26 protein-coding genes are annotated in these 24391 nt (G+C 72.5%); 13 read left to right on the top strand and 13 right to left on the bottom strand.

Annotated elements, in window-relative coordinates; all coding sequences use genetic code 11:
* Positions 1–181: 181 nt before the first annotated feature.
* The 3 genes from BLS43_RS26450 to BLS43_RS26440 are packed head-to-tail and all read left to right on the top strand — an operon-like array spanning position 182 to position 3634.
* Entirely contained in the window at positions 182–1846 is a 1665-nt protein-coding gene (locus BLS43_RS26450; protein WP_093089411.1) for a circularly permuted type 2 ATP-grasp protein, read from the top strand.
* The gene (locus tag BLS43_RS26445; protein WP_093089410.1) at positions 1846–2790 is read left to right on the top strand and encodes an alpha-E domain-containing protein; all 945 of its coding nucleotides are present in this window, start codon (positions 1846–1848) and stop codon (positions 2788–2790) included. Before BLS43_RS26450 ends, BLS43_RS26445 begins: the two co-directional genes overlap by 1 nt.
* A 1-nt stretch (position 2791) precedes the next feature.
* Entirely contained in the window at positions 2792–3634 is an 843-nt protein-coding gene (locus tag BLS43_RS26440; RefSeq protein WP_093089409.1) for a transglutaminase family protein, read from the top strand.
* 76 nt (positions 3635–3710) lie between these two features.
* Here BLS43_RS26440 and BLS43_RS26435 read toward each other — a convergent pair whose 3' ends face one another.
* Positions 3711–5135, bottom strand: coding sequence for an MDR family MFS transporter (locus tag BLS43_RS26435; RefSeq protein ID WP_093089408.1), 1425 nt, complete (start codon positions 5133–5135; stop codon positions 3711–3713).
* Positions 5136–5248: 113 nt separating this feature from the next.
* On the opposite strand from BLS43_RS26435, the gene BLS43_RS26430 reads away from it, so the two are divergent.
* Positions 5249–5848, top strand: coding sequence for a maleylpyruvate isomerase N-terminal domain-containing protein (locus BLS43_RS26430; protein WP_093089407.1), 600 nt, complete (start codon positions 5249–5251; stop codon positions 5846–5848).
* 50 nt (positions 5849–5898) lie between these two features.
* Here the strand turns inward: BLS43_RS26430 and BLS43_RS26425 are convergent, their stop codons facing one another.
* Positions 5899–6840, bottom strand: a complete 942-nt coding sequence (locus tag BLS43_RS26425) for a hypothetical protein (protein ID WP_218130019.1) — start codon at positions 6838–6840, stop codon at positions 5899–5901.
* A gap of 109 nt (positions 6841–6949) precedes the next feature.
* On the opposite strand from BLS43_RS26425, the gene lepA reads away from it, so the two are divergent.
* The gene (lepA, locus tag BLS43_RS26420) at positions 6950–8791 is read left to right on the top strand and encodes a translation elongation factor 4 (RefSeq protein WP_093089406.1); all 1842 of its coding nucleotides are present in this window, start codon (positions 6950–6952) and stop codon (positions 8789–8791) included.
* Positions 8792–8816: 25 nt separating this feature from the next.
* On the opposite strand, the gene BLS43_RS26415 is transcribed toward lepA, so the two are convergent.
* Together BLS43_RS26415 and BLS43_RS26410 are read right to left on the bottom strand one after the other, a co-directional pair.
* Positions 8817–9305 (bottom strand): MarR family winged helix-turn-helix transcriptional regulator, encoded by a 489-nt coding sequence (locus BLS43_RS26415; RefSeq protein WP_143030232.1) that lies wholly within the window; start codon positions 9303–9305, stop codon positions 8817–8819.
* 78 nt (positions 9306–9383) lie between these two features.
* Positions 9384–10349, bottom strand: a complete 966-nt coding sequence (locus BLS43_RS26410) for a zinc-binding dehydrogenase (RefSeq protein ID WP_093089404.1) — start codon at positions 10347–10349, stop codon at positions 9384–9386.
* 44 nt (positions 10350–10393) lie between these two features.
* Here BLS43_RS26410 and BLS43_RS30255 point away from each other — a divergent pair, with 44 nt between their 5' ends.
* Both BLS43_RS30255 and BLS43_RS26405 read left to right on the top strand, forming a co-directional pair.
* The gene (locus tag BLS43_RS30255; protein WP_176921545.1) at positions 10394–10570 is read left to right on the top strand and encodes a hypothetical protein; all 177 of its coding nucleotides are present in this window, start codon (positions 10394–10396) and stop codon (positions 10568–10570) included.
* Between the two features lie 43 nt (positions 10571–10613).
* A complete protein-coding gene (locus BLS43_RS26405; protein WP_093089403.1) occupies positions 10614–11354 on the top strand; it encodes a GIDE domain-containing protein in 741 nt (246 codons plus the stop codon).
* Between the two features lie 45 nt (positions 11355–11399).
* Here the strand turns inward: BLS43_RS26405 and BLS43_RS26400 are convergent, their stop codons facing one another.
* Together BLS43_RS26400 and BLS43_RS26395 are read right to left on the bottom strand one after the other, a co-directional pair.
* Complete coding sequence (locus BLS43_RS26400) at positions 11400–12275, bottom strand: Sir2 family NAD-dependent protein deacetylase (RefSeq protein WP_093089402.1); 876 nt, start codon at positions 12273–12275, stop codon at positions 11400–11402.
* A gap of 9 nt (positions 12276–12284) precedes the next feature.
* Entirely contained in the window at positions 12285–13043 is a 759-nt protein-coding gene (locus BLS43_RS26395) for an enoyl-CoA hydratase family protein (protein WP_093089401.1), read from the bottom strand.
* Between the two features lie 45 nt (positions 13044–13088).
* Between BLS43_RS26395 and BLS43_RS26390 the strand changes: the two genes are divergently transcribed.
* Positions 13089–13751: a response regulator gene (locus BLS43_RS26390; RefSeq protein ID WP_176921562.1), complete on the top strand. Its 663-nt coding sequence runs from the start codon at positions 13089–13091 to the stop codon at positions 13749–13751.
* Here BLS43_RS26390 and BLS43_RS26385 read toward each other — a convergent pair.
* Positions 13692–14087, bottom strand: coding sequence for an MmcQ/YjbR family DNA-binding protein (locus BLS43_RS26385; protein ID WP_245707838.1), 396 nt, complete (start codon positions 14085–14087; stop codon positions 13692–13694). The two genes, BLS43_RS26390 and BLS43_RS26385, sit on opposite strands and share 60 nt — an antisense overlap.
* A gap of 4 nt (positions 14088–14091) precedes the next feature.
* Positions 14092–14301, bottom strand: coding sequence for a DUF4177 domain-containing protein (locus BLS43_RS26380; RefSeq protein WP_093089400.1), 210 nt, complete (start codon positions 14299–14301; stop codon positions 14092–14094).
* Between the two features lie 145 nt (positions 14302–14446).
* Here BLS43_RS26380 and BLS43_RS26375 point away from each other — a divergent pair, with 145 nt between their 5' ends.
* The 3 genes from BLS43_RS26375 to BLS43_RS26365 all read left to right on the top strand — a co-directional run bounded on the left by BLS43_RS26375 (position 14447) and on the right by BLS43_RS26365 (position 18502).
* Positions 14447–15373 carry an alpha/beta hydrolase gene (locus tag BLS43_RS26375; RefSeq protein WP_093089399.1) on the top strand — a complete coding sequence of 309 codons (927 nt, stop codon included), beginning with the start codon at positions 14447–14449 and terminating at the stop codon, positions 15371–15373.
* Between the two features lie 143 nt (positions 15374–15516).
* Positions 15517–16377, top strand: coding sequence for an LLM class F420-dependent oxidoreductase (locus BLS43_RS26370; protein ID WP_093089398.1), 861 nt, complete (start codon positions 15517–15519; stop codon positions 16375–16377).
* Positions 16378–16651: 274 nt separating this feature from the next.
* Positions 16652–18502 carry an FAD/NAD(P)-binding protein gene (locus tag BLS43_RS26365; protein WP_245707836.1) on the top strand — a complete coding sequence of 617 codons (1851 nt, stop codon included), beginning with the start codon at positions 16652–16654 and terminating at the stop codon, positions 18500–18502.
* Between the two features lie 16 nt (positions 18503–18518).
* Here BLS43_RS26365 and BLS43_RS26360 read toward each other — a convergent pair whose 3' ends face one another.
* From BLS43_RS26360 to BLS43_RS26345, 4 genes are all read right to left on the bottom strand, one after another.
* Entirely contained in the window at positions 18519–19196 is a 678-nt protein-coding gene (locus tag BLS43_RS26360) for a sirohydrochlorin chelatase (RefSeq protein WP_093089438.1), read from the bottom strand.
* A gap of 77 nt (positions 19197–19273) precedes the next feature.
* Entirely contained in the window at positions 19274–20575 is a 1302-nt protein-coding gene (locus BLS43_RS26355) for a sulfate adenylyltransferase subunit 1 (RefSeq protein ID WP_093089396.1), read from the bottom strand.
* Between the two features lie 2 nt (positions 20576–20577).
* Positions 20578–21477: a sulfate adenylyltransferase subunit CysD gene (cysD, locus tag BLS43_RS26350; RefSeq protein WP_176921560.1), complete on the bottom strand. Its 900-nt coding sequence runs from the start codon at positions 21475–21477 to the stop codon at positions 20578–20580.
* Positions 21474–22151 carry a phosphoadenylyl-sulfate reductase gene (locus BLS43_RS26345; RefSeq protein WP_245707844.1) on the bottom strand — a complete coding sequence of 226 codons (678 nt, stop codon included), beginning with the start codon at positions 22149–22151 and terminating at the stop codon, positions 21474–21476. The genes cysD and BLS43_RS26345 overlap by 4 nt, the downstream gene beginning before the upstream one ends.
* Positions 22152–22178: 27 nt before the next feature.
* On the opposite strand from BLS43_RS26345, the gene BLS43_RS31910 reads away from it, so the two are divergent.
* Positions 22179–22301 carry a hypothetical protein gene (locus BLS43_RS31910; RefSeq protein WP_342741208.1) on the top strand — a complete coding sequence of 41 codons (123 nt, stop codon included), beginning with the start codon at positions 22179–22181 and terminating at the stop codon, positions 22299–22301.
* A 16-nt stretch (positions 22302–22317) separates the two neighbouring features.
* Here the strand turns inward: BLS43_RS31910 and BLS43_RS26335 are convergent, their stop codons facing one another.
* Complete coding sequence (locus tag BLS43_RS26335; RefSeq protein WP_093089393.1) at positions 22318–24009, bottom strand: nitrite/sulfite reductase; 1692 nt, start codon at positions 24007–24009, stop codon at positions 22318–22320.
* 223 nt (positions 24010–24232) lie between these two features.
* On the opposite strand from BLS43_RS26335, the gene BLS43_RS30250 reads away from it, so the two are divergent.
* Positions 24233–24379: a hypothetical protein gene (locus BLS43_RS30250; protein ID WP_176921559.1), complete on the top strand. Its 147-nt coding sequence runs from the start codon at positions 24233–24235 to the stop codon at positions 24377–24379.
* Positions 24380–24391: the final 12 nt, after the last annotated feature.

The raw sequence follows: 24391 nt of genomic DNA, 5'->3' as shown, positions 1-24391 counted from the left end.
CGGGTTCTCGTCGTCTGTGCCGGCTCCGGCGATCCGCGAGCGGTTCTGCGACCGATGCGAGCGAGCACGCCGAGCACTCGACGGTCCATACTACAGACCGGGCCACGGGCCCTCGCGGGTGGACCCGTTTACCCGGACGTTGCACGTGTCTGTCTGGCTCACGCTGCGACGAACGGTCAAGATGACCTCCGTGAGCCGAGCAGTGGACCGTAGACCCGCACGGGACCCCGACCCCGAGACGAACGGCGCGGCCCACACGGCGCTCTTCGACGGGTACCTCGAGCCGGACCGCCCCCACCCGGACGCGTTCGACGAGATGTTCAACGCCGACGGCACCGTCCGGGCCCCCTACCGCAGGCTGCACGACGCGATCGCGCCCACGGCCGCGGCGGACCTCGCCGCGCGGTCGGACGCGCTGGACCGCGCCTACCTGGACCAGGGGATCACGTTCAGCCTCTCCGGCAAGGAGCGGCCGATCCCGCTGGACATCGTGCCGCGGGTGATCAGCGCGAGCGAGTGGAGCCGGCTGCAGCGCGGCATCGTGCAGCGGGTGAAGGCGCTCGAGGCCTTCCTGGCGGACGTCTACAACGACGCGCAGATCGTGCGGGACGGCGTCCTCCCGCGCAGGCTGATCACCAGCTGCGAGCACTTCAAGCGCGCCGCCCACCTGCTCAACCCGCCGAACGGGGTGCGCATCCACGTGGCGGGCATCGACCTCGTCCGGGACCAGGAGGGCACGTTCCGGGTGCTGGAGGACAACCTCCGCAACCCGTCGGGCGTGTCCTACGTCATGGAGAACCGGCGGACGATGGCCCGGGTCTTCCCCGACCTGTTCACCCGCCAGCGGGTCCGCGCGGTCGGCGACTACTCCACCCACCTGCTGCACGCGCTGCGGGCCGCGGCGGCCCCGAACGTCGCCGACCCGACCGTGGTCGTGTTGACCCCCGGCGTCTACAACTCCGCGTACTTCGAGCACTCCCTGCTGGCCCGCCAGATGGGCGTCGAGCTCGTCGAGGGCCGGGACCTGTTCTGCCGCGACAACCTCGTCTACATGCGGACGACGGAGGGCGAGCAGCGCGTCGACGTCGTGTACCGCCGCATCGACGACGACTTCCTCGACCCGCTGCAGTTCAAGCCGACCAGCGTGCTCGGGGTCGCGGGGATCATGAACGCGGCGCGCGCGGGCAACGTCGTGATCGCCAACGCGGTGGGCAACGGCGTGGGCGACGACAAGCTCGTCTACACCTACGTCCCGCAGATGATCAAGTACTACCTCGACGAGAAGCCGGTCATCCCGAACGTCTCCACGTTCCGGTGCTGGCTCGACGAGGAGCGCGGCCACGTCCTCGACCACCTCGACGAGCTGGTGCTCAAGCCGGTCGAGGGCTCCGGCGGCTACGGCATCCTGTTCGGCCCGGACGCCGACGCCAAGCAGCTCAAGGAGGCCCGCAAGGCCATCCGGGACGATCCGCGGGGGTGGATCGCCCAGCCCGTCGTGCAGCTGTCGACCGTCCCGACCAAGGTGGACGACCGGCTGGTGCCGCGGCACGTCGACCTGCGGCCCTTCGCCGTGAACGACGGCGAGGACGTCTTCGTCCTGCCCGGTGGGCTGACCCGGGTGGCCCTGCCGAAGGGCTCGCTCGTGGTGAACTCCAGCCAGGGCGGCGGCTCGAAGGACACCTGGGTGCTGGCCGCGAGCCGGGCGAGTGAGTCCGAGCGGGAGCTGGGGGAGCGCGGAATCGCCTCGAAGGCGCCGGCCAGCGGCCCGGCCGCCGAGCAGGGGCGCGAGCTCACCCTCGACCAGCAGCAACAGCAGCAACAGCAGCAGCAGGGGAGGGACGACTAGTGCTCGCCCGCAACGCCGAGTCCCTCTACTGGATCGGCCGGTACGTCGAGCGGGCGGACGACACGGCCCGTATCCTGGACGTCTCGGTGCACCAGCTGCTCGAGGACGCCACGATCGACGTCGACCTGGCGGCGCGCAGGCTGCTCGCCGTGATGGGGGTCGACCCCGGCACCTCGGAGCCGCTCGACGCGTTCTCGCTCACCGAGCTGCTCGGCTACTCCGCCGAGACCCCCGGCTCGATCGTCTCCTCGATCTCGAGCGCGCGGGAGAACGCCCGCGGCGCCCGCGAGGTCGTCTCCAGCGAGATGTTCGAGTGCCTCAACGCCACCTGGAACGCGCTGCCCGAGCGGCAGCGCTACGCCCGCTGGGTGGGCCCGGCGGCGTTCTTCAGCTACATCGAGGACCGGGCGGCCATGTTCTCCGGGCTCGCCGCCTCCACCATGAGCCGGGACGACTCGTGGCGCTTCTACCTGCTCGGCCGGTCGGTGGAGCGGGTCGACATGATCGTCCGGCTGCTGATGAGCCGGGTGTCGGACCGGATGAGCTCGCCCGGCTGGCTGTCCGTGCTGCGCTCCGCCGGCGCACAGGACACCTACCTGCGCACCTACCGCGGCGCCGTCGACGCGGTGCGGGTCGCGCAGTTCATGCTGATGGACCGGCTGTTCCCGCGCTCGGTGTTCCACGCCCTGCGCGAGGCCGAGCTGTGCCTGCAGCAGCTCGACAACCGCCCGACGGTCCGGGTGGGCGCCAAGGCCGAGGCGCTGCGGCTGCTCGGGCGGGCGCGCAGCGAGCTGGAGTTCCTCCGCCCGGAGGAGCTGCTCGACGACCTGCCCGCCCAGCTCGAGGGCCTGCAGGAATGCATCCGGGAGGTCGGCGAGGCCGTGTCGCTGCAGTTCTTCCACGCCGCGCCCTGGGTGGCGTGGACCGCGCCGGAGGTGGGCTGACATGGGCTGGCGGATCAGGGTCGTCCACGAGACCGGCTACAAGTACAGCTCCCCGGTGCACGAGACCTACAACGAGGTGCGGCTGACCCCGCGCAGCGACCAGCACCAGAACGTGATCGTCAGCCGCGTCGAGACGGTGCCCGCCACCCGCAGCTACCGCTACGAGGACTACTGGGGCACCCAGGTCACGGCGTTCGACCTGCACGCCCCGCACACGGAGCTGCTGGTCACGGGCATCTCGGTGGTCGAGACCGGGGACGACTCGGAGCCGGTCCGGGAGGCCGACTGGGACGAGCTGGCGTCCGAACCCGTGCGGGACCGCTACACCGAGATGCTGGAGTTCACCGACTACGTCAGCCGCGACCCGGAGTTGTCGAAGATCGCGAAGTCCCTCAAGAAGGGCAAGGAGCCCGCGGACGCCGTCCTGGCCGCCTGCGAGTGGGTCCGGGAGGCGATGACCTACCAGCCGGGGACCACCGGGGTCCACACCAGCGCCATCCAGGCCTGGGAGGCGGGCAAGGGCGTGTGCCAGGACTACGCGCACCTCACCCTGGTCCTGTTGCGCGAGATGGGGATCCCCGCCCGGTACGTCTCCGGGTACCTGCTGCCGAAGAAGGACGTCAAGGTCGGCGCCACCGTCTCCGGCCAGTCCCACGCCTGGATCGAGGCCCGCACCGGCGGCTGGTGGGGCTTCGACCCGACCAACGGCATCCCCATCGGCGCGCGCCACGTCTGGGTCGCGGTGGGTCGCGACTACGCCGACGTCAGCCCCCTGAAGGGCATCTACTCGGGCGGCAGCGCCGAGACCCTGGACGTCACGGTGGACATGACGCGCCTGGCCTGACCACAGGGCATTGTGGAGCCACCACTGTCGTCTCGCGGCCCGGAGACGACAGTGGTGGCTCCACAGTGCGGTCGGGTCAGTGCGCCGCGGGCTTCTTGCCGCCGAGCAGCAGCGCCACCGGGATGGCGGCGGTGCCGATGATCGCCGCGCAGAGGAACGCGGCGTGGGCGCCCGTGGTGTCCGCGGCGACGTTCGGGGTGGAGGCGAAGACCACCATCAACGTCACGAACAGCGCGGTGCCCGCCGCGCCCGCGACCTGCTGCAACGTGGCCAGGATGGCGCTGCCGTGCGAGTCGATCTCGCTGGGCAGGCTGCCGAGGGCGTCCGTCATCAGCGGCGTGATCATGAACGACAGGCCGGTGACCAGCAGGATGTGCAGGCCGACCAGGAGCGGCACCGGTGTGGACTCGCCCACGACGAGCGCGAAGCCCCACAGCGCCACCGCCAGCACCACGACGCCGGGCAGGACCAGCGGCCGCGCGCCGACCCGGTCGTAGAGCCGCCCGACGAACGGGCCGAGCAGGCCCATCACCAGGCCGCCGGGCAGCACCGCGAGGCCGGTGACGAACGCCGACACCCCCATGACGTCCTGCATGACCAGCGGCAGCAGGATCAGCACGCCGAACAGCGCCATCATGCCGAGCACGGTCAGCGCGAGCGCCACGGCGAACGTGCGGTGGGTGAACGGACGCAGGTCGAGCAGCGGGTTCCCGGTGCGCTGCAGCGCGAGCTGGCGCATCACGAACAGCGCCATCGCGAGCACGCCGACCACGATGGGCAGCCACGGCGGCACGTGGGCCTCGCCGCGGGCGGACTCGCCGATCGTCGAGAGCCCGAAGACGATCCCGCCGAAGGCGAGCGCCGAGAGCACCACGGACAGCCAGTCCAGCGGGATCGACCGGGTCTCGCCGTCGAGCCGCAGGAAGACGGCGCCCGCCGCCAGGGCGATCAGCGCGATCGGCAGCACGATCAGGAACATCCAGCGCCAGCTCAGGGTCGACAGGATGATCCCGGAGATGGTCGGGCCGATGGCGGGCGCCACGGCGATGACCAGGGTGATCACGCCCATCTTCGCGCCGCGCTGCTCGGCCGGGACCAGCCGGATCACCGACGTCATCAGCAGCGGGATCATCACGGCGGTGCCGAGCGCCTGCACGATCCGGCCGACGAGCAGCACGCCGAAGCCGGGGGCGAGCGCCGAGATGAGCGTGCCCGCGCTGAACAGCGACATCGCCATGAGGTACACGGTGCGCGGGGTGAGCCGCTGCAGCAGGTAGCCGGTGATCGGGATGACCACCGACATGGTCAACAGGAACCCGCTGGTCAGCCACTGCGCGGTGCCGACGGTGACGTCCAGGTCCGTCACCAGCACGGGCAGGGCGACACTCATGATCGTCTCGTTGAGGATCATGACGAAGGCCGAGCCGACCAGCAGCCAGATCACCGTCGAGGCGGAGCGGGTGGACTCCGCGGGGGCGGGTGGTGCGTCGGGCGCGGTCATGCCGGAACTCCAAACGGGGGCCGTTCACGCGGATCTCGCATGTACGGGTAGACGCTATCCACAGCGACAACTCATCGGCGACGCGTTTTCGTCCCGCCGGCTACCCTGGCCCGATGCACAGCGACGACGTGCGTGCCGCGGCCGCCGCCTGCACCGGGCTGTTGCGGGGTGCGGTCGGCCGCGACTGGTCGGTGCGGGCGGGCGACCTGGACATGACCGTGGCCCAGGTGGTCGCGCACGTGGGGGAGAGCCTGCTGTTCTACGCCGCCGACCTGGTCGGCGGCCCCGTCCTGAACGACGCGTTGGAGGTGCGGGTCCGCCCCGACCGTCCGCCCGCGGCACTGCTCGGGATCGTCGGCACCGGGGCGGAGGTGCTGGCCTCGACCGTCGAGTCCTGCGACGACGAGGTCCGCGGCTACCACGCGTCCGGCGCCGCCGACGCGTCCGGTTTCGCCGCCATGGCCTGCGACGAGCTGCTGGTCCACACCGACGACGCCGCCCGCGGCCTCGGCCTCGCCTTCGAACCCGACGCCCGCCTGGCGGGCCACGTCGTCCGGCGGCTGTTCCCGTGGGCGCCGCACGACGAGCGTTCCTGGCCGACGCTGCGCTGGGCCAACGGCCGTGCGCCCCTGGGCGGCCGACCCCGACTGGCCGACTGGCGATGGCACTGCGCCCCGCTCGACGAGTGGGACGGCACCGACCCGACGAGATGAACCTCAGCCACGTCCCGGGGCCCCCGGGACGTGGCTGAGGTTCATCTCGGTCAGAGGGCCTGTTCGGCGGCCCGGTCCACCCGCCGGTGGTAGCGCTCGCCCGCCTTGCCGCCCACGAGCGCGCCGAGCAGGGCGACCGCCGCGACGACCACCAGGGCCACGAGGTTGGGCCAGTCGCCGACCGACACCGCGATCCCCGGCACCCGCAACGCCTCGAAGATCGAGTCGGTGCTGCCGGTGGCGGCCGTGGCGATGGTGACGGCGGCGGTGACCACCAGCCCCATGGCCCAGACCGCGAAGCCGTTGCGCGCGCCGTCGAACCGGGCGAGCCGCCCGGCGACGTACCCGCCCGCGACGTAGGCCAGCAGCATCACGACCACCGCGACGATCCCGCCCGTCAGCCCGAGCAGCCGCGGGTCCTGACCGGCCGTGGCGGTGAGGTCGGGGGAGACCCCCGCCAGCCGCACGACCAGCGCGGCCACGGCGGCGAGCAGCACGGTCAGCCCCACAGCCACCAGCCAGCCGAAGAACGCGGAGCCGATCTTGAGCCCGCCGAAGCGCTCGTGCTGGTACTCGTGCGCCGCGGTGAGCGCCCCGCGGGAGGCGTAGTGGTGGGCGAGCTCGGGACCCGGATCGGCCCCCGCGGGCGCGGCGCGCAGGGTCCGCCGGTCGATCGGAACGGTCACCCCGGAGTCGTCGGGGACGGCGCCGTCGAGCGGGATCGCCCGCGCGCCGCCCATCCGCGGCCGCACGACGCCCCACGCCGTGCCGTCCGGCCCGGTGACGACGTCCGTGAGCCGCCCGAACGTGCCGCCGGTCCGCCCGTGGACCGGCCTGCCGACCCACTCCCGCGCGCCCTGCGAGGAGGACAGCGCGGGGATGTTCTCGGTCTCCTGGTCGCGCGGGACCTCCACGGTGGCCGGGTCGGCGTGCGGGTCCGGCCCGGGACCGGTGGGTCGCTTGTCCGAGCCGGTGCCGGTGCTGGTGCTCATGGGGACGTGTACCCACCGGTGGCCCCGCTCACACCTGCCCCGGCCTGCAGGGCCACCACACCCCACGTGGGACGATTGGGCACGAGCCCCGTACCGGAATGGATCCTGAGTGACGACGTACGCCGACCGCACGTTCACCCCGCCGGAGCGCATCCGGAACTTCTGCATCATCGCCCACATCGACCACGGCAAGTCGACGCTGGCGGACCGCATGCTGCAGATCACGGGCGTGGTCGAGGAGCGCGCCATGCGGGCGCAGTACCTGGACCGCATGGACATCGAGCGCGAGCGCGGCATCACGATCAAGGCGCAGAACGTCCGGCTGCCGTGGAAGGTGGGCGACGAGGAGTACGTCCTCCACCTCATCGACACCCCCGGCCACGTCGACTTCACCTACGAGGTCTCCCGCGCGCTCGAGGCGTGCGAGGGCGCGATCCTGCTGGTGGACGCGGCGCAGGGCATCGAGGCGCAGACGCTGGCCAACCTGTACCTGGCGCTCGAGAAGGACCTGACGATCATCCCGGTCCTCAACAAGATCGACCTCCCGGCCGCGGACCCGGACCGCTACGCCGCCGAGATCGCGCACATCGTCGGCTGCGAGCCGGAGGACGTGCTGCGGGTCAGCGCGAAGACCGGGATGGGCGTCGAGGCGCTGCTGGACGAGGCCGTGAAGCAGATCCCCGCCCCCCAGGGGGACGCGGACGCGCCGGCCCGCGCCATGATCTTCGACTCCGTGTACGACACCTACCGCGGCGTCGTCACCTACATCCGGGTCGTGGACGGGCGGATCGTGCCGCGCGAGCGGATCAAGATGATGTCCACCGGCGCCACCCACGAGCTCCTCGAGGTCGGCATCGTCTCGCCCGAGCCCAAGCCCACCGAGGGTCTCGGGGTCGGCGAGGTGGGCTACCTGATCACCGGGGTGAAGGACGTCCGGCAGTCCAAGGTCGGCGACACCGTGACCTCCCAGCGACGCGGCGCCACCGAGCCGCTCACCGGCTACCGCGAGCCCCGCCCGATGGTCTACTCCGGCCTCTACCCGGTGGACGGCTCCCAGTACCCGGACCTGCGCGAGGCGCTGGACAAGCTGCAGCTCAACGACGCCGCGCTGACCTACGAGCCGGAGACCTCGGCGGCGCTGGGCTTCGGGTTCCGTTGCGGCTTCCTCGGCCTGCTGCACCTGGAGATCACCCGGGAGCGGCTCGAGCGCGAGTTCGACCTGGACCTCATCTCCACCGCGCCGAACGTCGTCTACCAGGTCACGACGGACGACGGCACGGAGATCACCGTGACGAACCCGTCGGACTGGCCCGAGGGCAAGGTGAGCGAGATCCGCGAGCCGATCGTCAAGGTCACGATCCTGGCGCCGTCGGAGTTCGTGGGCACGATCATGGAGCTCTGCCAGGCCCGCCGCGGCCAGCTGGGCGGCATGGACTACCTGTCGGAGTCCCGCGTCGAGCTGCGGTACACGATGCCGCTCGCCGAGATCATCTTCGACTTCTTCGACGCGCTCAAGTCCCGGACCCGCGGCTACGCCAGCCTCGACTACGAGGAGGCGGGCGAGCAGGTCTCCGACCTGGTCAAGGTGGACATCCTGCTGCAGGGCGAGCCGGTGGACGCGTTCTCGGCCATCGTGCACAAGGACTCGGCCTACGGCTACGGCACGTCCATGGCCTCCAAGCTGCGCGAGCTCATCCCGCGCCAGCAGTTCGAGGTGCCGATCCAGGCCGCCGTCGGGTCGCGCATCATTGCGCGCGAGACCATCCGCGCCATCCGCAAGGACGTCCTCGCGAAGTGCTACGGCGGCGACATCAGCCGCAAGCGCAAGCTGCTGGAGAAGCAGAAGGAGGGCAAGAAGCGGATGAAGACGATCGGTCGGGTCGACGTGCCGCAGGAGGCCTTCGTGGCGGCACTGTCGACCGAGTCGTCGGCGGACAAGGCGAAGAAGTAGGTCGGGCTCGGGGGGCTGGGGAGGCTCAGAGGTCGTCCTCGCGGGGAGTGGCGAGGTCGTCGAGGAGTCGGGCGAGCTGCACGCGTTCGGGGGTCCGGACGGCGCCGAGTGCGGTGCCCACCCGGCGTTCGATGCTCCCGCACACCCGCTCGACCACGTCGCGGCCGCCTGCGGCGAGATGCACCAGCACCCGTCTTCGGTCCACCGGGTCGTTCTGCCGGTAGGCCAACCCGTCGACCACCAGGCGGTCGACGACGCGGGTGGCGGTGGGCGCGGGGAGCGCGGTGTGGGAGGCGATCTCACCCATGCTGCGACCGCCGCCGCGGGCCAGCATCAGCAGGACCCGCCAGCCGTCCCGGCTGACTCCCTGGGCGGAGGTCGCGGGGACGAGGGCCGCCGCCACGGCCCGCTCGACCCGGTCGAGGAGCGCCACGAGACCGGGTACGCGCGGCGCCGGGATCATGGCGGTGGACCCGCGCAACCCCGGCGCCGAGGGACTGTATGGCTCAGACACGATGACCGACTGTACTTGCTCGCGCGCCCGAATGCCTCAACCTGCGAGGAAATCGGACTCACAGCAACGTTACTCGTGTCAGTGAGTGAACACGATCTTGCCCGCTGTATCGCCGTCGAGCATCGCGCGGAAGCCCTCCGTCGCCTGTTCGAGCGGCAGCTCGAGCCCGATCTCGGGGGAGATCCCGGCGTTCGCGACGAAGCTCAACAGGTCCGCCAGCTCCTGCCGGGTGCCCATCGTGGAGCCGATGACCGACAGTTGAAGGAAGAACAACCTCTGCAGGTCAGCCCCGGGGTTGGGGCCGCTGGTGGACCCGCAGCAGACGATCACGCCGCCGGGGCGCAGGGCCCGCATGGAGTGCTTCCAGGTGGCCTCGCCGACGGACTCGAACACGGCGTCGACCTTGCCCGGGAGCCGCGCCCCCGATTCGAACACCGCGTGCGCGCCGAGCTTCTCGGCGAGATTGCGCTTCTCCTCCGTGCGTCCGGTCACCCAGACCGTCATCCCGGCCGCCCGACCGAGCTGGACCAGCGCCGTGGACACCCCGCCGGAGGCCCCCTGCACGAGCATCGTCTGTCCCGGCTGCAGCCCGGACTTGGTGAACAGCATCCGGTAGGCGGTGAGCCACGCGGTGCCCATGACGGCGGCCTGGCTCGGGGTGATGCCCTCGGGCTTGGGCACCGCGTTGCGGGCCGGGACGACGATGAAGTCGGCCATCGCGCCCTGGTGCTTCTCGGTGAGCAGGGTGCGCTTCGGGTCGAGCGTCTCGTCACCGCTCCAGGTCGGGTCCCCGATGATCGAGTGCAGGACGACCTCGGTGCCGTCCTCGAGGGTCCCGGCCCCGTCGCAGCCGAGGATCATGGGGAACTGCTCGGGCTTGATGCCGACCCCGCGCAGCGTCCAGAGGTCGTGCATGTTGAGGCTGGCGGCGGTCACCTTGACCTTGACCCAGCCCTCCGGCACCTCGGGGTCGGGGCGTTCGCCGACGGTCAGCGAGTCGAGCGGAGCGTCGGCGTTGGGCTCTGCGGCGTACACGGCGAACATGGGTCCGAACCTAACGCGCGCGGGCCGCGACTACCGTGTGACGCGTGACGAGAGTGGTCGCGGACCTGTGGGACGCGTTCGAGCTGTGGCTGACCCAGCTCGCCTTCCCCGTCCAGGTCGCGCTCGCGATCGTGGTGCTGCTGCCGGCGTGTTGGCTGGTCGCGGGCCTGGCGGACCGGGTCGCGGGGCTCGTCGTCGAGGCCTTCCGCCGGGATCGGTAGTCGTACGGAACCGTCCGACCTGTCCGTTTCGTACCCTTCCCGGGTGATCTCGACCATCCTGTTGATCCTCACCGGAGTGCTGGGCCACCTCGCGTACAGGCAGATCAGACTCGTCGGGGAGAGCCGGACGCGGTGGCTGCGCGGGCTCGAGGCGGCTCCGGTCGAGGTGGCCGAGGTGGTGGCGATGGCCGAGGCCGCGCGGCGGGAGGTGGGGCCGCACCTGTTCCACCAGGTCGTCGCGGTGACCGGCACGGTCGTCGCCGACCGGACCCGCGAGTCGCCGATCGGACGGGCCGCGTCCGTCTGGTACCGGGTGGAGACGGTGCGCCGCTACCGGACCGACAAGGGCGTCGCCGAGGAGGTGGAGGGGAACCGGCGCGGGCAGGTGCCCTTCACGCTGCGGGCGGACGGCGCCGAGCTCACCGTCGATCCCGTCGACGCGACCGTCGAGGTCCCGGTCGCGGAGATCCGTGAGGACCGGCCCGACCCGGACGAGGGCCTGCGGATCGGCCCGGTCACGATCGGCTCCCGGACGGTCGGGTACCGGCACACCGAGTGGCGGGTCGAACCGGGGCAGCGGGTCACGGTGTTCGGCGAGGCCCGCGGAGACGCGGACGGCGTGCGTCTCGCGGTCCGCCCCGGCCGGCCCCTGACGATTACGAACGTCGAGCGCGCCGACCACGTCCAGGCCCAGCACGCGACCAACCGGGCCGCCGTCTCGAAGGCGGTGCTCCACACCCTCGGCTCCCTCACCGCGTTCGTCGCCTTCCTCCTGGTCGGCTGACGTCCGACTCGCGAGTCCCCCGCGTGGGACACGCGAGTCGGACGGTCAGGGGGCGAGGTCGCGCCACTCCGGGATCCGGGTGGCGTCCACGGCGGCGCCATCGGCACCCGCGAGGGCGGACAGGACCTCGGAGGTGCCGGCGTGGACGCGCAGCACGGCGTGCGGGTCACCGCGGGTCTCGCCGCGGTTGACGATCACCACCGGCACCCCGTGCTTGGCGGCGTGCTTGACGAAGCGCAGGCCGGACATGACCGTCAGGGACGAGCCCGCCACCAGCAGCGCCCCGCCGCCGACCAGCCCGTCGACCAGGGCGTAGGACCGCTCCACCCGCTCACGCGGCACGTTCTCGCCGAAGAACACGACGTCCGGCTTCAGGGCGCCGCCGCAGCGCAGGCAGGGGACCAGGCGGAAGTGCTCGGTGCGCTCGAGGAGCACGTCGCCGTCGGGGGCCGTCTCGATCTCCGGGCCGACGGACGCCGCGAACCCGGGATTGGCCTCCTCGAACCGCTCCTGCAGCACCGCCCTCGAGGTGATCTCCTTGCAGGACAGGCAGATCACGTCGGAGATGCGGCCGTGCAGGTCGATCACGTCCCGGCTGCCCGCCTCCTCGTGGAGGCCGTCGACGTTCTGGGTGATCAGGCCGCGCAGCGTGCCGCGCTCCTCCAGCACCGCCAGTGCGCGGTGTCCGGGGTTCGGGGTGGCCCGGCGCATGCGGGCCCAGCCGATGTGGCTGCGCGCCCAGTAGCGGCGCTGGGCCACGGGCCCGGACACGAACTCGCCGTAGGTCATCGGGCGGCGCAGCGGCGAGCCGGGGCCGCGGTAGTCGGGGATGCCGGAGTCGGTGGAGAGCCCGGCCCCGGTCAACGCGACGAGCGGGCGCCCGGCCAGCACGTCGAGAACCCGGTCGAGCTGCGCCTGCACCCGCCCAGCTTAGGTCGCCCAGGACGGCTTGCGCTTCTCGGCGAACGACCGGATGCCCTCCTGGCCCTCCTCGCCCGCGAAGTAGCGCGCGGACAGGGCGTTCATCTGCGCGAAGTCCTCGGACATCGACGCGGGCCGCTCCCGGGTCAGCAGCTGCTTCGCCCCGGCGAGGGCCGACGGGGCGCCCAGCCGCAGCATGTCCAGGTAGCGCGCCACCTCGGCGTCGACGTCCGCGGCCGCGCGGGTCAACAACCCGATCTCCACCGCGCGGGCGGCGTCGAACGTCTCGCCGGTGAGGAAGAGCTCCTGTGCCGCACGGGGACTGAGCCGGGGCAGGACGGTCACCGAGATCACCGCCGGGACCACCCCGATCCGGACCTCCGTGAACGCGAAGGTGGCGCTCTCGGCGGCCACGGCGATGTCGCAGGCCGCCACGATCCCCACCCCGCCCGCGCGGGCCGGACCGTGCAGCTTCGCGACGACGGGGGTCGGCGAGGTCCAGATCGTCTCCAGGATCCGGGGGACCTCGGTGATGCCCTGCTGCTCGGCGCTCGCCCCGCGGCTCTCCTTGAGGTCCATGCCCGCGCAGAACACGGTGCCGGTGTGCGTCAGCACGATCACCCGGGCCGCGGGGTCGGCGATCGCCGCGTCGAGATGGTCGATCAGCTCGCGGCGCAGCTGCGCGGAGAGCGCGTTGCGGTTGGCGGGGGAGTCGAGGGTGAGGGTCGCGACGCCGTCGGCGGTGTCGCGGTGCACGAGCTCGGTCACGCGCCGGAGCGTAACCCGGACCGGGCGCCCGGCGAGCCTGGCCGTGTGGACATCGCCTCGGTCGTCGTGCAGGGACTCGGCGTGCTGGTCTGGCCCGCCGTCGTCGCCTTCGTGCTGTGGACGTTCCGCACGCCGCTCGGGACGCTGCTGACGAGCGGGACCGTGTCGGTGAAGGCGGGCGGCGTGCAGATCAGCACGGCCGCCCGGGCGGCCGCCGCGACCGCGCTGCAGAGCGCCGCGCAGGACAAGGCGACCCCGCTGGCCCCCGAGGCCGCGCGCTCCCGGGTCGACGCGGACGCGGACGCCCTCGCCGCCCGGCCCACCCCGCCCCGGGTGCTGTGGGTGGACGACCGGCCCAGCGGCAACCGGTTCGAGTGCGCTGCGCTGACCCGGCTCGGCATGGTCGTCGAGCAGGCCGTCTCCACGGACGCCGCGCTGAACGCGGTCCTGCGGTCCGCGCCGTTCGACGTGATCGTCTCCGACATGGCGCGCCCGGAGTCGTCCACGGCGGGCTACGACCTGCTCGACCGGCTCCGGGCCGACGGGGTCCGGACGCCCTTCGTCCTCTACTCGGGCTCGGCCGACCCGGCCCACGACGACGAGGCGGTGGCCCACGGCGCCCTCGGCAGCACGAACGACCCGGCGGTGCTACTCGAGCTGATCGCCCAGGCCCTGCTCCGCCAGCCACCTCCGGGCGCGGGCGGGTGACGCGCGCGCGAGCCAGGCGTCCTGCACCACCTCGGCCAGCTCCTCCCGGCCGAGCTCGCCCAGCCGGGAGGAGCGGACCAGGACCGACGGGTGCCCGTCGAAGTGCGTGGTGGTGAAGAACGGCTCCTGGGCGAGCAGGGCGAGCTTGTCCTCCTCGCCCGCCACCCAGAACACGATCACGTCGGTGAGCCGCTCGCCGGTCTCCGGGTCCAGGGCGTCCGGCCGAGGGGTCCGGAAGAACACGAACGACTTCCCACCCACCTGGTACACGCGCTCGTCCCAGGTCACGTGGGGCATGGCCCGGGCGAGCTCGTGGACGTCCTCGACGGTGGCCACCGGACTACCCGACGGGCCGTTCGAACGTCACCAGCAGCCCGTCGACCCCACCCGGCCCGACCCGTCCCTTGACGTCCGCGCTCGTGATCGCCTTGAGCTGCCAGCCGTCGTCCGCCTCGCTGTTGAGGATCTTCTCCAGCTTGGAGTCGGACAGCTTGCCGCCGATGAGCCCCTCGCGGAGCTGGACCACCTTGTACTCGAAGCGTCGTGCCATGACCCGAGCATGCCGCAGATCGGGGGTACACGGCGGCGCCGGCGATCGCCAGACTGGGTGTGTCGCCGGCGACGAGGCCGGTGGGGGCGGGTGCCCGGTTCGCTCGGGTCGAGCACGTGCTCCCGTTCCTGAGAGGACCCCGCTGATGCCCCTCGACCCCCAGATCCAGGCCCTGCTCGCGCAGCTGGCGGAGCAGGGCGCCAAGGCGCCCGAGTCGATGACGGTCGCCGAGAACCGAGCCATGATCGCCGAGTTCGCCGGGTTGGCGGGCCCGCCCGTCGAGCTGCCGACGGTGCAGGACGTCTCCGCCGGGGACGTCCCGGTCCGGATCTACACGCCGCCGGGCTCCGACACGCAGGGGCCGCTGCCGGTCCTCGTCTACTACCACGGCGGCGGCTGGGTCATCGGCGACCTGGACAGCCACGACGGGCTGTGCCGGACGATCGCCGCCCGGTCCGGGGCGCTGGTGGTCGCCGTCGACTACCGGCTGGCGCCCGAGCACCGCTTCCCGGCCGCGGTCGACGACTCCTACGCCGCCCTGACCTGGGTCGCCGAGAAGATCGGCGACTACGGCGGCGACCCGACCAGGCTCGCCGTGGGCGGGGACTCGGCGGGGGGCAACCTGTCGGCGGTCGTGGCCCAGCTGGCGAAGCAGCGCGGCGGTCCCGCGCTGCGGTTCCAGCTGCTGGTCTACCCGGCCGTGGACCGCTTCGACGACAGCCCCTCGATGACCGAGAACGCCCTCGGCCCGCTGCTGTCCCGGGCGTGGATCGAGTGGTTCCTGGGCTGCTACCTCAGCTCGCCCGACGAGGGTCTCGACCCGCGCGTCTCGCCCGCGCTGACCGAGGACCTCTCCGGCCTGCCGCCCGCGCTGGTGATCACCGCGGAGTTCGACCCCCTGCGCGACCAGGGCGCCGCGTACGCGGGGAGGCTCCGGCAGGCGGGGGTCGACGCGACCCTGCTGCCCGTCGACGGCATGATCCACGGCTTCCTCCAGATGGGCGGGGTCGTCGACAGGGCGCGCGAGATCGTCGACCAGGCCGCGGACGCCGTGCGGGCCGCCCTGCGCTGACGCGCCCGTGCGTGGCGAGTGGTGCCAGAGCACCACTCGCCACGCACGACCTCGACCGGAGCGGGTGACCGGTGGTCGGGCCGGGACCGCGGGGGAGGAGTACCGTCGTAAACGGAGGACGTTCCGATTACGAGGAGTAGACGGTGAAACTCGGAGTCCACATCGCAGACTTCACCTATCCCAGCGGGCCCGCGGGCCTGGCCGACGACCTCACCCGGATCGCGGTCGCGGCCGAGGAGGAGGGCTTCGCGCGGGTCAGCGTGATGGACCACGTGTTCCAGATCGGGCCGGTCGGGCCGATCGAGAACGACATGCTCGAGGCCTACACGGCGCTGGGCTACCTGGCCGCCCGCACCGAGCGCGTCCAGCTGCTGGCCTGGGTCACCGCGGTGACCTACCGCGACCCCGGGCTCCTGGCGAAGATCGTCACGACGCTCGACGTCCTGTCGAAGGGCCGGGCGATGCTCGGCATCGGCGCGGCGTGGAACGAGGAGGAGTCCAAGGGACTCGGCCTGTTCTTCCCGCCGACGAAGGAGCGCTTCGAGCGGCTGGAGGAGACCCTGCAGATCTGCCTGCAGATGTGGGGCGAGGACGAGGGCCCCTACCGCGGCACGCACTACTCCCTCGACCGCACCATGAACTCGCCGCAGGCGCTGTCCCGCCCGCACCCGCCGATCCTGATCGGGGGCGGCGGCGAGCAGAAGACGCTGCGCCTCGTCGCGCAGTACGCGCAGGCCTGCAACCTGTTCGCGGGCCCGGAGCTGTCGCACAAGCTCGACGTGCTCAAGCAGCGTTGCGACGAGGTCGGCCGCGACTACGCCGAGATCGAGAAGACGGTCATGTACCGCTTCGACGCGACCAACCCGGCCGGCACCGTCGAGGACCTGAAGGGCCTGGCCAAGCTGGGTGTGCAGCACGTGCACGGCATGATCGCGAACGTCCACGAGATCGAGCCCCTGCGGGTGCTCGGCCGCGAGGTCGTCCCGGCGGCGGCCGAGCTCTGACCTCGTGCGCGGCGATAGTCGCCGGAGCGACTATCGCCGCGCACGGGTGGGGTGGGTCGGGCTGCGGGGGCGACCGTCTCCGGCGTCCCGACGAGCACGAGGTGATCGCGGCCGCAAGGGAATGCGCCGAGGGGGTCGCGGCGCTACCGTCAGGGGATGGACAAGGCACGCTCGACCTGGCCGGCGCTGCGCCGCCACGTCGACCTGTGCCGTACCGCCGCCGCGCTCTAGTCCCCGTCCGTCTCCCGTCAGCCCTTCGGAGAGAGGACGTCCCGTGGCAACCATCGCGATCATCGGCGCCGGCCCGCGCGGGGTCGGGATCCTGGAGCGGATCTCGGCCAGCACGCCCGAGCTGCGGACCGGCACGCTCGAGGTCCACCTGGTCGACCCGCACCCGGCGGGTGCCGGGCGGATCTGGCGGGACGCGCAGTCGCCCCTGCTCGCGATGAACTCCATGGCCGCGGACGTCACCATGTGGACGGACGAGTCGGTGGTCTGCGACGGGCCGATCGTGCCCGGCCCGTCGTTCTGGGACTGGGCGCAGGCGGGGCCGGACGTGACCGGCTGGCCCGCAGACATGGTGGCCGAGCTGCGCGCCGTCACGCCGGCGACCTTCCCGAGCAGGCGACTGCAGAGCCGGTACCTGACCCGGGTGCTGCGAGACGTCGTCGCGGGGCTCCCGCCGCAGGTCACGGTGCACGTGCACCCCGTCGCCGCGACCGGGCTCACCGACCGGGGGGACCGGCAGGTGGTCACCCTCGACGGGAAGCCCCCGCTGACCGTCGACGCCGTGGTGCTCGCCTCGGGCCACCTGGACGCCACCCCGGCTCCGGCCGAGCGGGCGCTGCTGGCGCAGGCGCGCGAGCGCGGGCTGCGCTACATCCCGCCGGAGCAGACCACGGACACGGACCTGTCGATCGTCGAGCCGGGGGAGACGGTGCTCGCACGGGGTCTGGGCCTCGCCTTCGTCGACCTCGTGGTGCTGCTGTTCGAGGGCCGCGGCGGGCGTTTCGAGAACGGCCGGTACGTGCCGTCGGGGCGGGAGCCGGTCTTGGTCGCGGGGTCGCCGCGCGGGGCGCCCTACCACGCCAAGCCCGAGTACGGGCTGCGTGCGGGCCGCCCGCCGACGCCGCACTTCCTGACCCCCGCGGTCACCGACGCGCTGCCCCGCCCGCTGGACATCGCCCGCGACCTCCTCCCGCTGATGGCCAAGGAGATCGCCTTCGGCTGGTACCACGAGCTGGTCAACGGCCACCCCGAGCTGGTCACGGTGTCCTGGGCGGCGTTCCTCGCCCGCTTCACCGAGCTGGCGTGGGGCAGCACCGAGATGGCGGAGTTCCTCGCCGCCGCGGTGCCGGACCCGGTGGACCGCATCGACTTCGCCGCGTTGAACTCGCCGTTCGCAGGCCTCGAGGCGGAGTCGCTCGCGGCGCTGCAGCCGAAGGTCCGCGCGCGCATCGCCCAGGACCTCCGACAGCACCGGGACGAGCGGCACACCCCGCACCTGGGCGCGTTCACCGCCATGCTCAGCGTCTACGGCGAGCTCATGCGCGTGCAGCCGGAGGTCGCGCCCGAGTCGGTGACCCGGGACGTGCCGCGGTGGCAGAGCTTCTTCAACTCGGTCGCCTCCGGCCCGCCCGGCTTCCGCGTGGAGCAGATCCTGGCCTTGTCCGAGGCCGGCTACCTGCGCTTCCTCGGCCCCGGCATGGACGTCACGATCGACGACGCCGGGTTCCGCGCCACCAGCGCGGCCGTCCCGGACGAGGTGCGCTCGACCATCCTGATCGACGCCCGCCTGGCCGATCCCAGCCTCGACCGCACCGCGGACCCGCTGCTGGCGGGCCTGCTCGCGGCGGGTGGCGCGCGCGAGCAGGTGCTGGTCGCCGCGGACGGCACCGAGCTGCGGCGCACCGGGCTGTTGGAGGTCCGGCCGCGCGACGGCGCGGTGCTGGACGCCGCGGGCGTGCCCCACGAGCGCCGGTTCGCGGTGGGTCCGCACACCACGGTCAAGGCGGCGGGGGCCTTCACCCGCCCCGGGATGAACGCCCAGAGCCTGCGCTACAACGACGCCGTAGCCCGTGCCGTGCTCCGGGCGGTGGCGCAGACCGCCACCGCGGCCGCGTAGCCCCGCTCGGACCGGCTCAGGCGGCCGTCCGGAGGGCGTGCGCGGCGAACCGCTCCAGCACCAGCTCCGCGATCCGCGGGTCCGGGCCCAACGGATCCGCGACCGGCACGTCGTCCCCCGCCTGGGCCTGGACCCGGTCCAGCAGGCGCCCGGCGGCGAGGAACCAGGAGGCGACGACGACCCGCTCGGCCCCCCGCGCCCGCAGGCCCGCGATCGCCTCGGGGACCCGCGGCTCGGCCGTCGCGAACGCCGCGACGCCGCCCAGCCGGGCGGCCAACCGGTGCACGACGGCGTTGGCCGGGGAGTGGCTCGATCCGGTCCCCGCAAGCACGATCCCCAGACCCGGGTCCCCCGGGGCGACCCCGAGAGAGGCGAGCCGGTCCGTCGCGACCGCGAGCAGCCGCGGGTCCGGCCCGAGCACGTCCGCGACCCGCACGTGCGGGAACCCGGCGACGATCCCCGGGATGTCGACCCGGGCGTGGTAGGCCGAGCCCAGCAGCAGCGGCACCACGACGGCGGGCCGGTCGAGCCCGGCGAGCACATCGGTCACCGAGGGCTGGTCGAAGTCCAGGAACGCGGGCCGCACGTCCAGCCCCGGCGCCCGACCGCGCACCTCGTCCACGAGCGCCCGCACGGTCGTCGCGGAGCGCGGGTCCCGACTCCCGTGCGCGACGGGGACGAGGACGGGCGCGATGTCGGACTCGCGTGTCCGGACCGGCGGACTCGCGTGTCCGGGACGGGGGACTCGCGAGTCCGGCGGGGGCCGCATCGTCAGGACAGCGCCAGCGGGGTGCCGATGAGGCCCGCGGCCACGGTGTTGCCGCTCGGCGGGTCGATCAGCAGGAAGCTGCCGGTCGCCCGGACGTCCGCGTACTCGTCGACCGGGAGGGCGTCCGCGGTGCGGACGGTGACCCGGCCGATGTCGTTGAGCTCCAACGTCTCGGCGGGCACCTCGGTGAGCGTCTCGGTGTCGAGCCGCGCCTCCGGCGCACCCACCATCACCGGGGTGGTGCGGGTGCCGTGCTTGAGCAGCAGCCGGGCGCCGGGCCGCAGCGGCCGGTCACCCAGCCAGCACAGCGTCGCGGCGATCTCGGTGGTGACGGTCGGCTCGCTCCCGGTGGCGACGAGCATGTCGCCGCGCGAGATGTCGATGTCGTCCGCCAGCCGGATCGTCACCGACCGGCCCGCGCCCGCGGAGTCCAGCGGCCCGTCCGCGGTGTCCACGTGGGTCACCGTGGTGGCGCGGCCCTCGGGGAGCACGGTGACGGCGTCTCCCGGGCGCACTACACCGGCGGCGACCTGGCCGGCGTAACCGCGGTAGTCGTGCAGCTCCCCCCAGCGCGGAGCGTCAGCGGAGCGCGCATCGGCACGACGCGGGCGGATCACGTACTGCACCGGCATGCGGAAGGGCTTGGCCACCTCGGGCCCGACGACGGGGACGGACTCGAGGTGCTCGAGCAGGGTCGGCCCCTCGTACCAGGAGGTGTGTGGAGAGCGGTCGACCACGTTGTCCCCGACGAGCGCCGACACCGGGATCGTCTGCACGGCGTCGTCGGCGAAGCCGAGCGAGCGGGCCAGCGCGCCGAACTCCTTCGCGATGGTCTGCAGCGTCTCCTCGTCGTACCCGACGAGGTCGATCTTGTTGATCGCGAGGACGACCCGCGGCACCCGCAGCAGCGCCAGCACCGTGGCGTGCCGCCGGGTCTGCTCGACGATCCCGTGGCGGGCGTCCACCAGCAGCACGGCGAGCTCGGCGGTGGACGCGCCGGTCACCGTGTTGCGGGTGTACTGGACGTGCCCGGGGGTGTCCGCGAGCACGAACTCGCGGGTCGGGGTGCTGAAGTACCGGTAGGCGACGTCGATCGTGATGCCCTGCTCGCGCTCGGCGCGCAGGCCGTCGACCAGCAGCGAGAGGTCAGGCGTGGACAGCCCCTTGTCGACCGACGCGCGCTGCACCGCCTCGATCTGGTCGGCCAGCACGGACTTGGTGTCGTAGAGCAGCCGCCCGACCAGGGTGGACTTGCCGTCGTCGACCGAGCCTGCCGTCGCGAACCGGAGAAGGTCCTTGCTCATCTCTAGAAGTACCCCTCGCGCTTGCGGTCTTCCATGGCGGCCTCGGACAGACGGTCGTCCGCGCGGGTGGCGCCGCGTTCGGTGAGCCGGGAGGCGGTGACCTCGGCGATGATCTCGTCCAGCGTGGTGGCCGTGCTCTCGACGGCGCCGGTGCAGGACCCGTCGCCGACCGTCCGGTAGCGGACCGAGAGGTTCTCCACCGTCTCGGTCGGCCGCGGCCCGCCCCACGGGCCCTCGGCCAGCCACATGCCGTCCCGCTTGTAGACCTCGCGCCGGTGCGCGTAGTAGATCGACGGCAGCTCGATCTCCTCGCGCTGGATGTAGCGCCAGACGTCCAGCTCGGTCCAGTTGGAGATCGGGAACACCCGGACGTGCTCGCCCGCGGCGTGCCTGCCGTTGTAGAGGTTCCACAGCTCGGGGCGCTGCTTGCGCGGGTCCCAGCGGCCGAACGCGTCCCGGAGCGACATGATCCGCTCCTTGGCGCGCGCCCGCTCCTCGTCCCGGCGCCCGCCGCCGAACACGGCGTCGAACCGGTTCTCGACGATCGCGTCGAGCAGGGGCTGGGTCTGCAGCGGGTTGCGGGTGCCGTCCGCCCGCTCGACCAGCCTGCCGTCGTCGATGTAGTCCTGGACCTTCGCGACCTCGAGCCGCAGGCCCAGGCGCTCGACGATCGTGTCCCGGAAGTCGATGACCTCGTCGAAGTTGTGCCCGGTGTCGACGTGCAGCAGCGGGAACGGCACCGGGGCGGGCGCGAACGCCTTGACGGCGAGGTGCACCAGCAGCGTGGAGTCCTTGCCGCCGGAGAAGAGGATCACCGGGCGGTCGAACTCACCCGCGACCTCGCGGAAGATGTGGATGGACTCGGATTCGAGCGCGTCCAGCGCGTCCAGGGCGACGGTCATGAGGGGTGCAGCCCGCATTCGATCTTCGAGGTGCCCGCCCAGCGGCCGCTGCGCGGGTCCGCCCCGGGGAGGGGCTTGGCGGTGCAGGGGGCGCAGCCGATGCTCGGGTACCCGGCGTCCACCAGCGGGTTCACCAGGATCTGGTGGTCGGCGATGTACTGCGCCATCTCGTCGTCGCTCCAGGCGGCGATCGGGTTGATCTTCACCAGGTCGAACTTCTCGTCGTAGGTGACGAGCGGGGTGTTCGCCCGGGTGGGGGCCTCGACGCGGCGGACACCGGTGACCCACGCGTCGTACTTCGCGAGGGTGTCGGTGAGCGGGGCAACCTTGCGCAGCGCGCAGCAGCGGTTGGGGTCGCGGGCGAAGAGGTCCTTGCCCTCGCTCGCGTCCTGCTCCGCCACGGTCTGCGCAGGCAGGGCGTTGACCAGGGTCACGTCGTAGACCTGCTCGACGGCGTCCCGCGTCCCGATCGTCTCGGCGAAGTGGTAGCCGGTCTCCAGGAACAGGATCTCGACGCCGGGGCGGGCCCGGGCGGCCAGGTCCACCAGGACGGCGTCCTGCATGTTCGAGGCGACGATCAGCTTCTCGAAGGTCGCCGACGCCCAGGCGAGGACCTCCTCGGCCGTCGCGTTCGGGCCCAGCTCCTCGGCGCCCTGTGCGGCCAGCTCACGCACGCTCACGATGCTCCCTCCGGTACCCCGATGCCCACGAACGTCACCACGAAGGTGCGCAGGCAGGCGGCGCACCACCAGGCGGCACCGGGCACCCTCTCCGAACGCTCGGCGGGGGAGAGATCTTCCTCGCCGCAGTACGGGCAGTGGTAGGGGACGACCCGCGAGCTCACTTGAGGTCCGCCTCCTCCGCGCGCAGCACCCACTGGGCGAACCGCTCGCCCGGCTCGCGCTGGGCGATGTAGTGGCGCACCACGCGCTCGACGTACTCGCCGAGCTCCGCGCTGGTGACCTTGAGGCCGCGCAGCTTGCGGCCGAACCCGGCGTCCAGCCCGAGGCCGCCGCCCAGGTGCACCTGGAAGCCCTCGACGGACTTCTTCTCGGCGTCCTGGACGATCATGCCCTTGAGCCCGATGTCCGCGACCTGGGTGCGCGCGCAGGAGTTGGGGCAGCCGTTGAGGTGGATCGACACCGGGGTGTCGATGTCGCCCTGGATGTCCGCGAGCCGCTCCTCCAGGTCCGCGACCAGCCGGATCGCCCGCTCCTTGGTCTCGACGATGGCGAGCTTGCAGAACTCGATCCCGGTGCACGCCATGGTCGCGCGCCGCCACGGCGAGGGGTTCGCCTGCAGGCCCAGCCCGTCCGCCTCGGCGACGAGGGCGTCGACGGCCGCGTCGGGCACGTCGAGCACGACGACCTTCTGCTGGGCGGTCAGCCGCACCCGGCGCGACCCGGCGGACTCGGCGGCCTTGGCCAGCGCGACGAGGATGTCGCCGGACACCCGGCCGGACGCGGGCGCGAGGCCGACGTAGTTCAGCCCGTCCCTCTGCTTGTGGACGCCGACGTGGTCGATGGGCCGATCGGGCGTGACGGGGGCGGGCCCGTCGATCAGCTCCCGGCCCAGGTACTCGTCCTGCAGCACCTGACGGAACTTCTCCGCACCCCAGTCGGCGATCAGGAACTTGATGCGGGCGCGGTGGCGCAGCCTGCGGTAGCCGTAGTCCCGGAACAGCCCGCAGACACCCGCCCACACGTCGGGGATCTCGTCGAGCGGGACCCACGCGCCCAGCCGGGTCGCGATCTTGGGGTTGGTGGAGAGGCCGCCGCCGACCCACAGGTCGAAGCCGGGGCCGTGCTCCGGGTGCTCGACGCCGACGAACGAGATGTCGTTGATCTCGTGCGCGACGTCCTGCTCCCAGGAGATCGCCGTCTTGAACTTGCGGGGCAGGTTCGAGAACTCCTTCGACCCGATGTAGCGGTCCAGGATGGTGCGGATCGCGGGCTCGGGGTCGACGGGGTGGCTCGCCGAGATGCCTGCCACGGGGGAGCCGAGGATGACGCGCGGGGTGTCGCCGCACGCCTCGGTCGTCAGCAGCCCGACGCCCTCCAGACGCTGCCAGATCGTGGGCATGCTCTCGACCTCGATCCAGTGGTACTGGATGTTCTGCCGGTCGGTGATGTCCGCGGTGTTCCGCGCGTACTGCTGGGAGATCTCACCCAGCACGCGCAGCTGCTCGGTGGTGAGCGCCCCGCCGTCGCTGCGGACGCGGAGCATGAAGTAGCGGTCGTCGAGCTCCTCGGGCTCGAGAGTGGCCGTGCGGCCGCCGTCGATCCCGGGCCTGCGCTGGGTGTAGAGCCCCCACCAGCGGAACCGCCCGCGCAGGTCGCCAGGGTCGATCGAGTCGAAGCCGCGCTTGGCGTAGATGTTCTCGATGCGTGCGCGGACGTTCAGCCCGTCGTCGTCTCGCTTCGTGCGCTCGTTCGGGGTCAGTGGCTCGCGGTGGCCGAGCTTCCACTGACCTTCGCCGCGCTTGCGCTTCGGCTGCGCGGCAGGTGTCGCGGCAGGTGTCTCCGTAGACATGGTGGGGGAGCTCCTGAGGGCTCTCGAGGCACGGTGGCGCGACGTTCGGGAGTCGGCCCGGGCCGGGTGACGACGAGGGGCGGTGGGGGACTGCTACCGCCGACAGAGGGCGCTGTTCACCCGGTGCAGGTCCACATGGCGCCGGGCCACGAGGCGCAGGGTGAGCGCAGACATGCCGTTCAGGGTGCCACGCTGTCCGGACGACCCACCACCCCGTGCCCGCATGCTGGGAGTGGATTCACACCCCGGCCCGGCGCGGGTGCTCGTCGCCCCGGTGACCGACGAGGGCTTCGGCAGGCAGCAGCAGCTCCGCGCACCGGGCGGCCCGCTGGTCAAGGTGAACGAACTGGACCCCGGGCTCTTCGGCTGACGGGTTCCGCCC

Origin of the sequence: Pseudonocardia oroxyli, from assembly GCF_900102195.1 — a bacterium.
GTDB classification, from domain to species: domain Bacteria; phylum Actinomycetota; class Actinomycetes; order Mycobacteriales; family Pseudonocardiaceae; genus Pseudonocardia; species Pseudonocardia oroxyli.
This window is presented reverse-complemented; position numbering and strand designations above follow the sequence as displayed.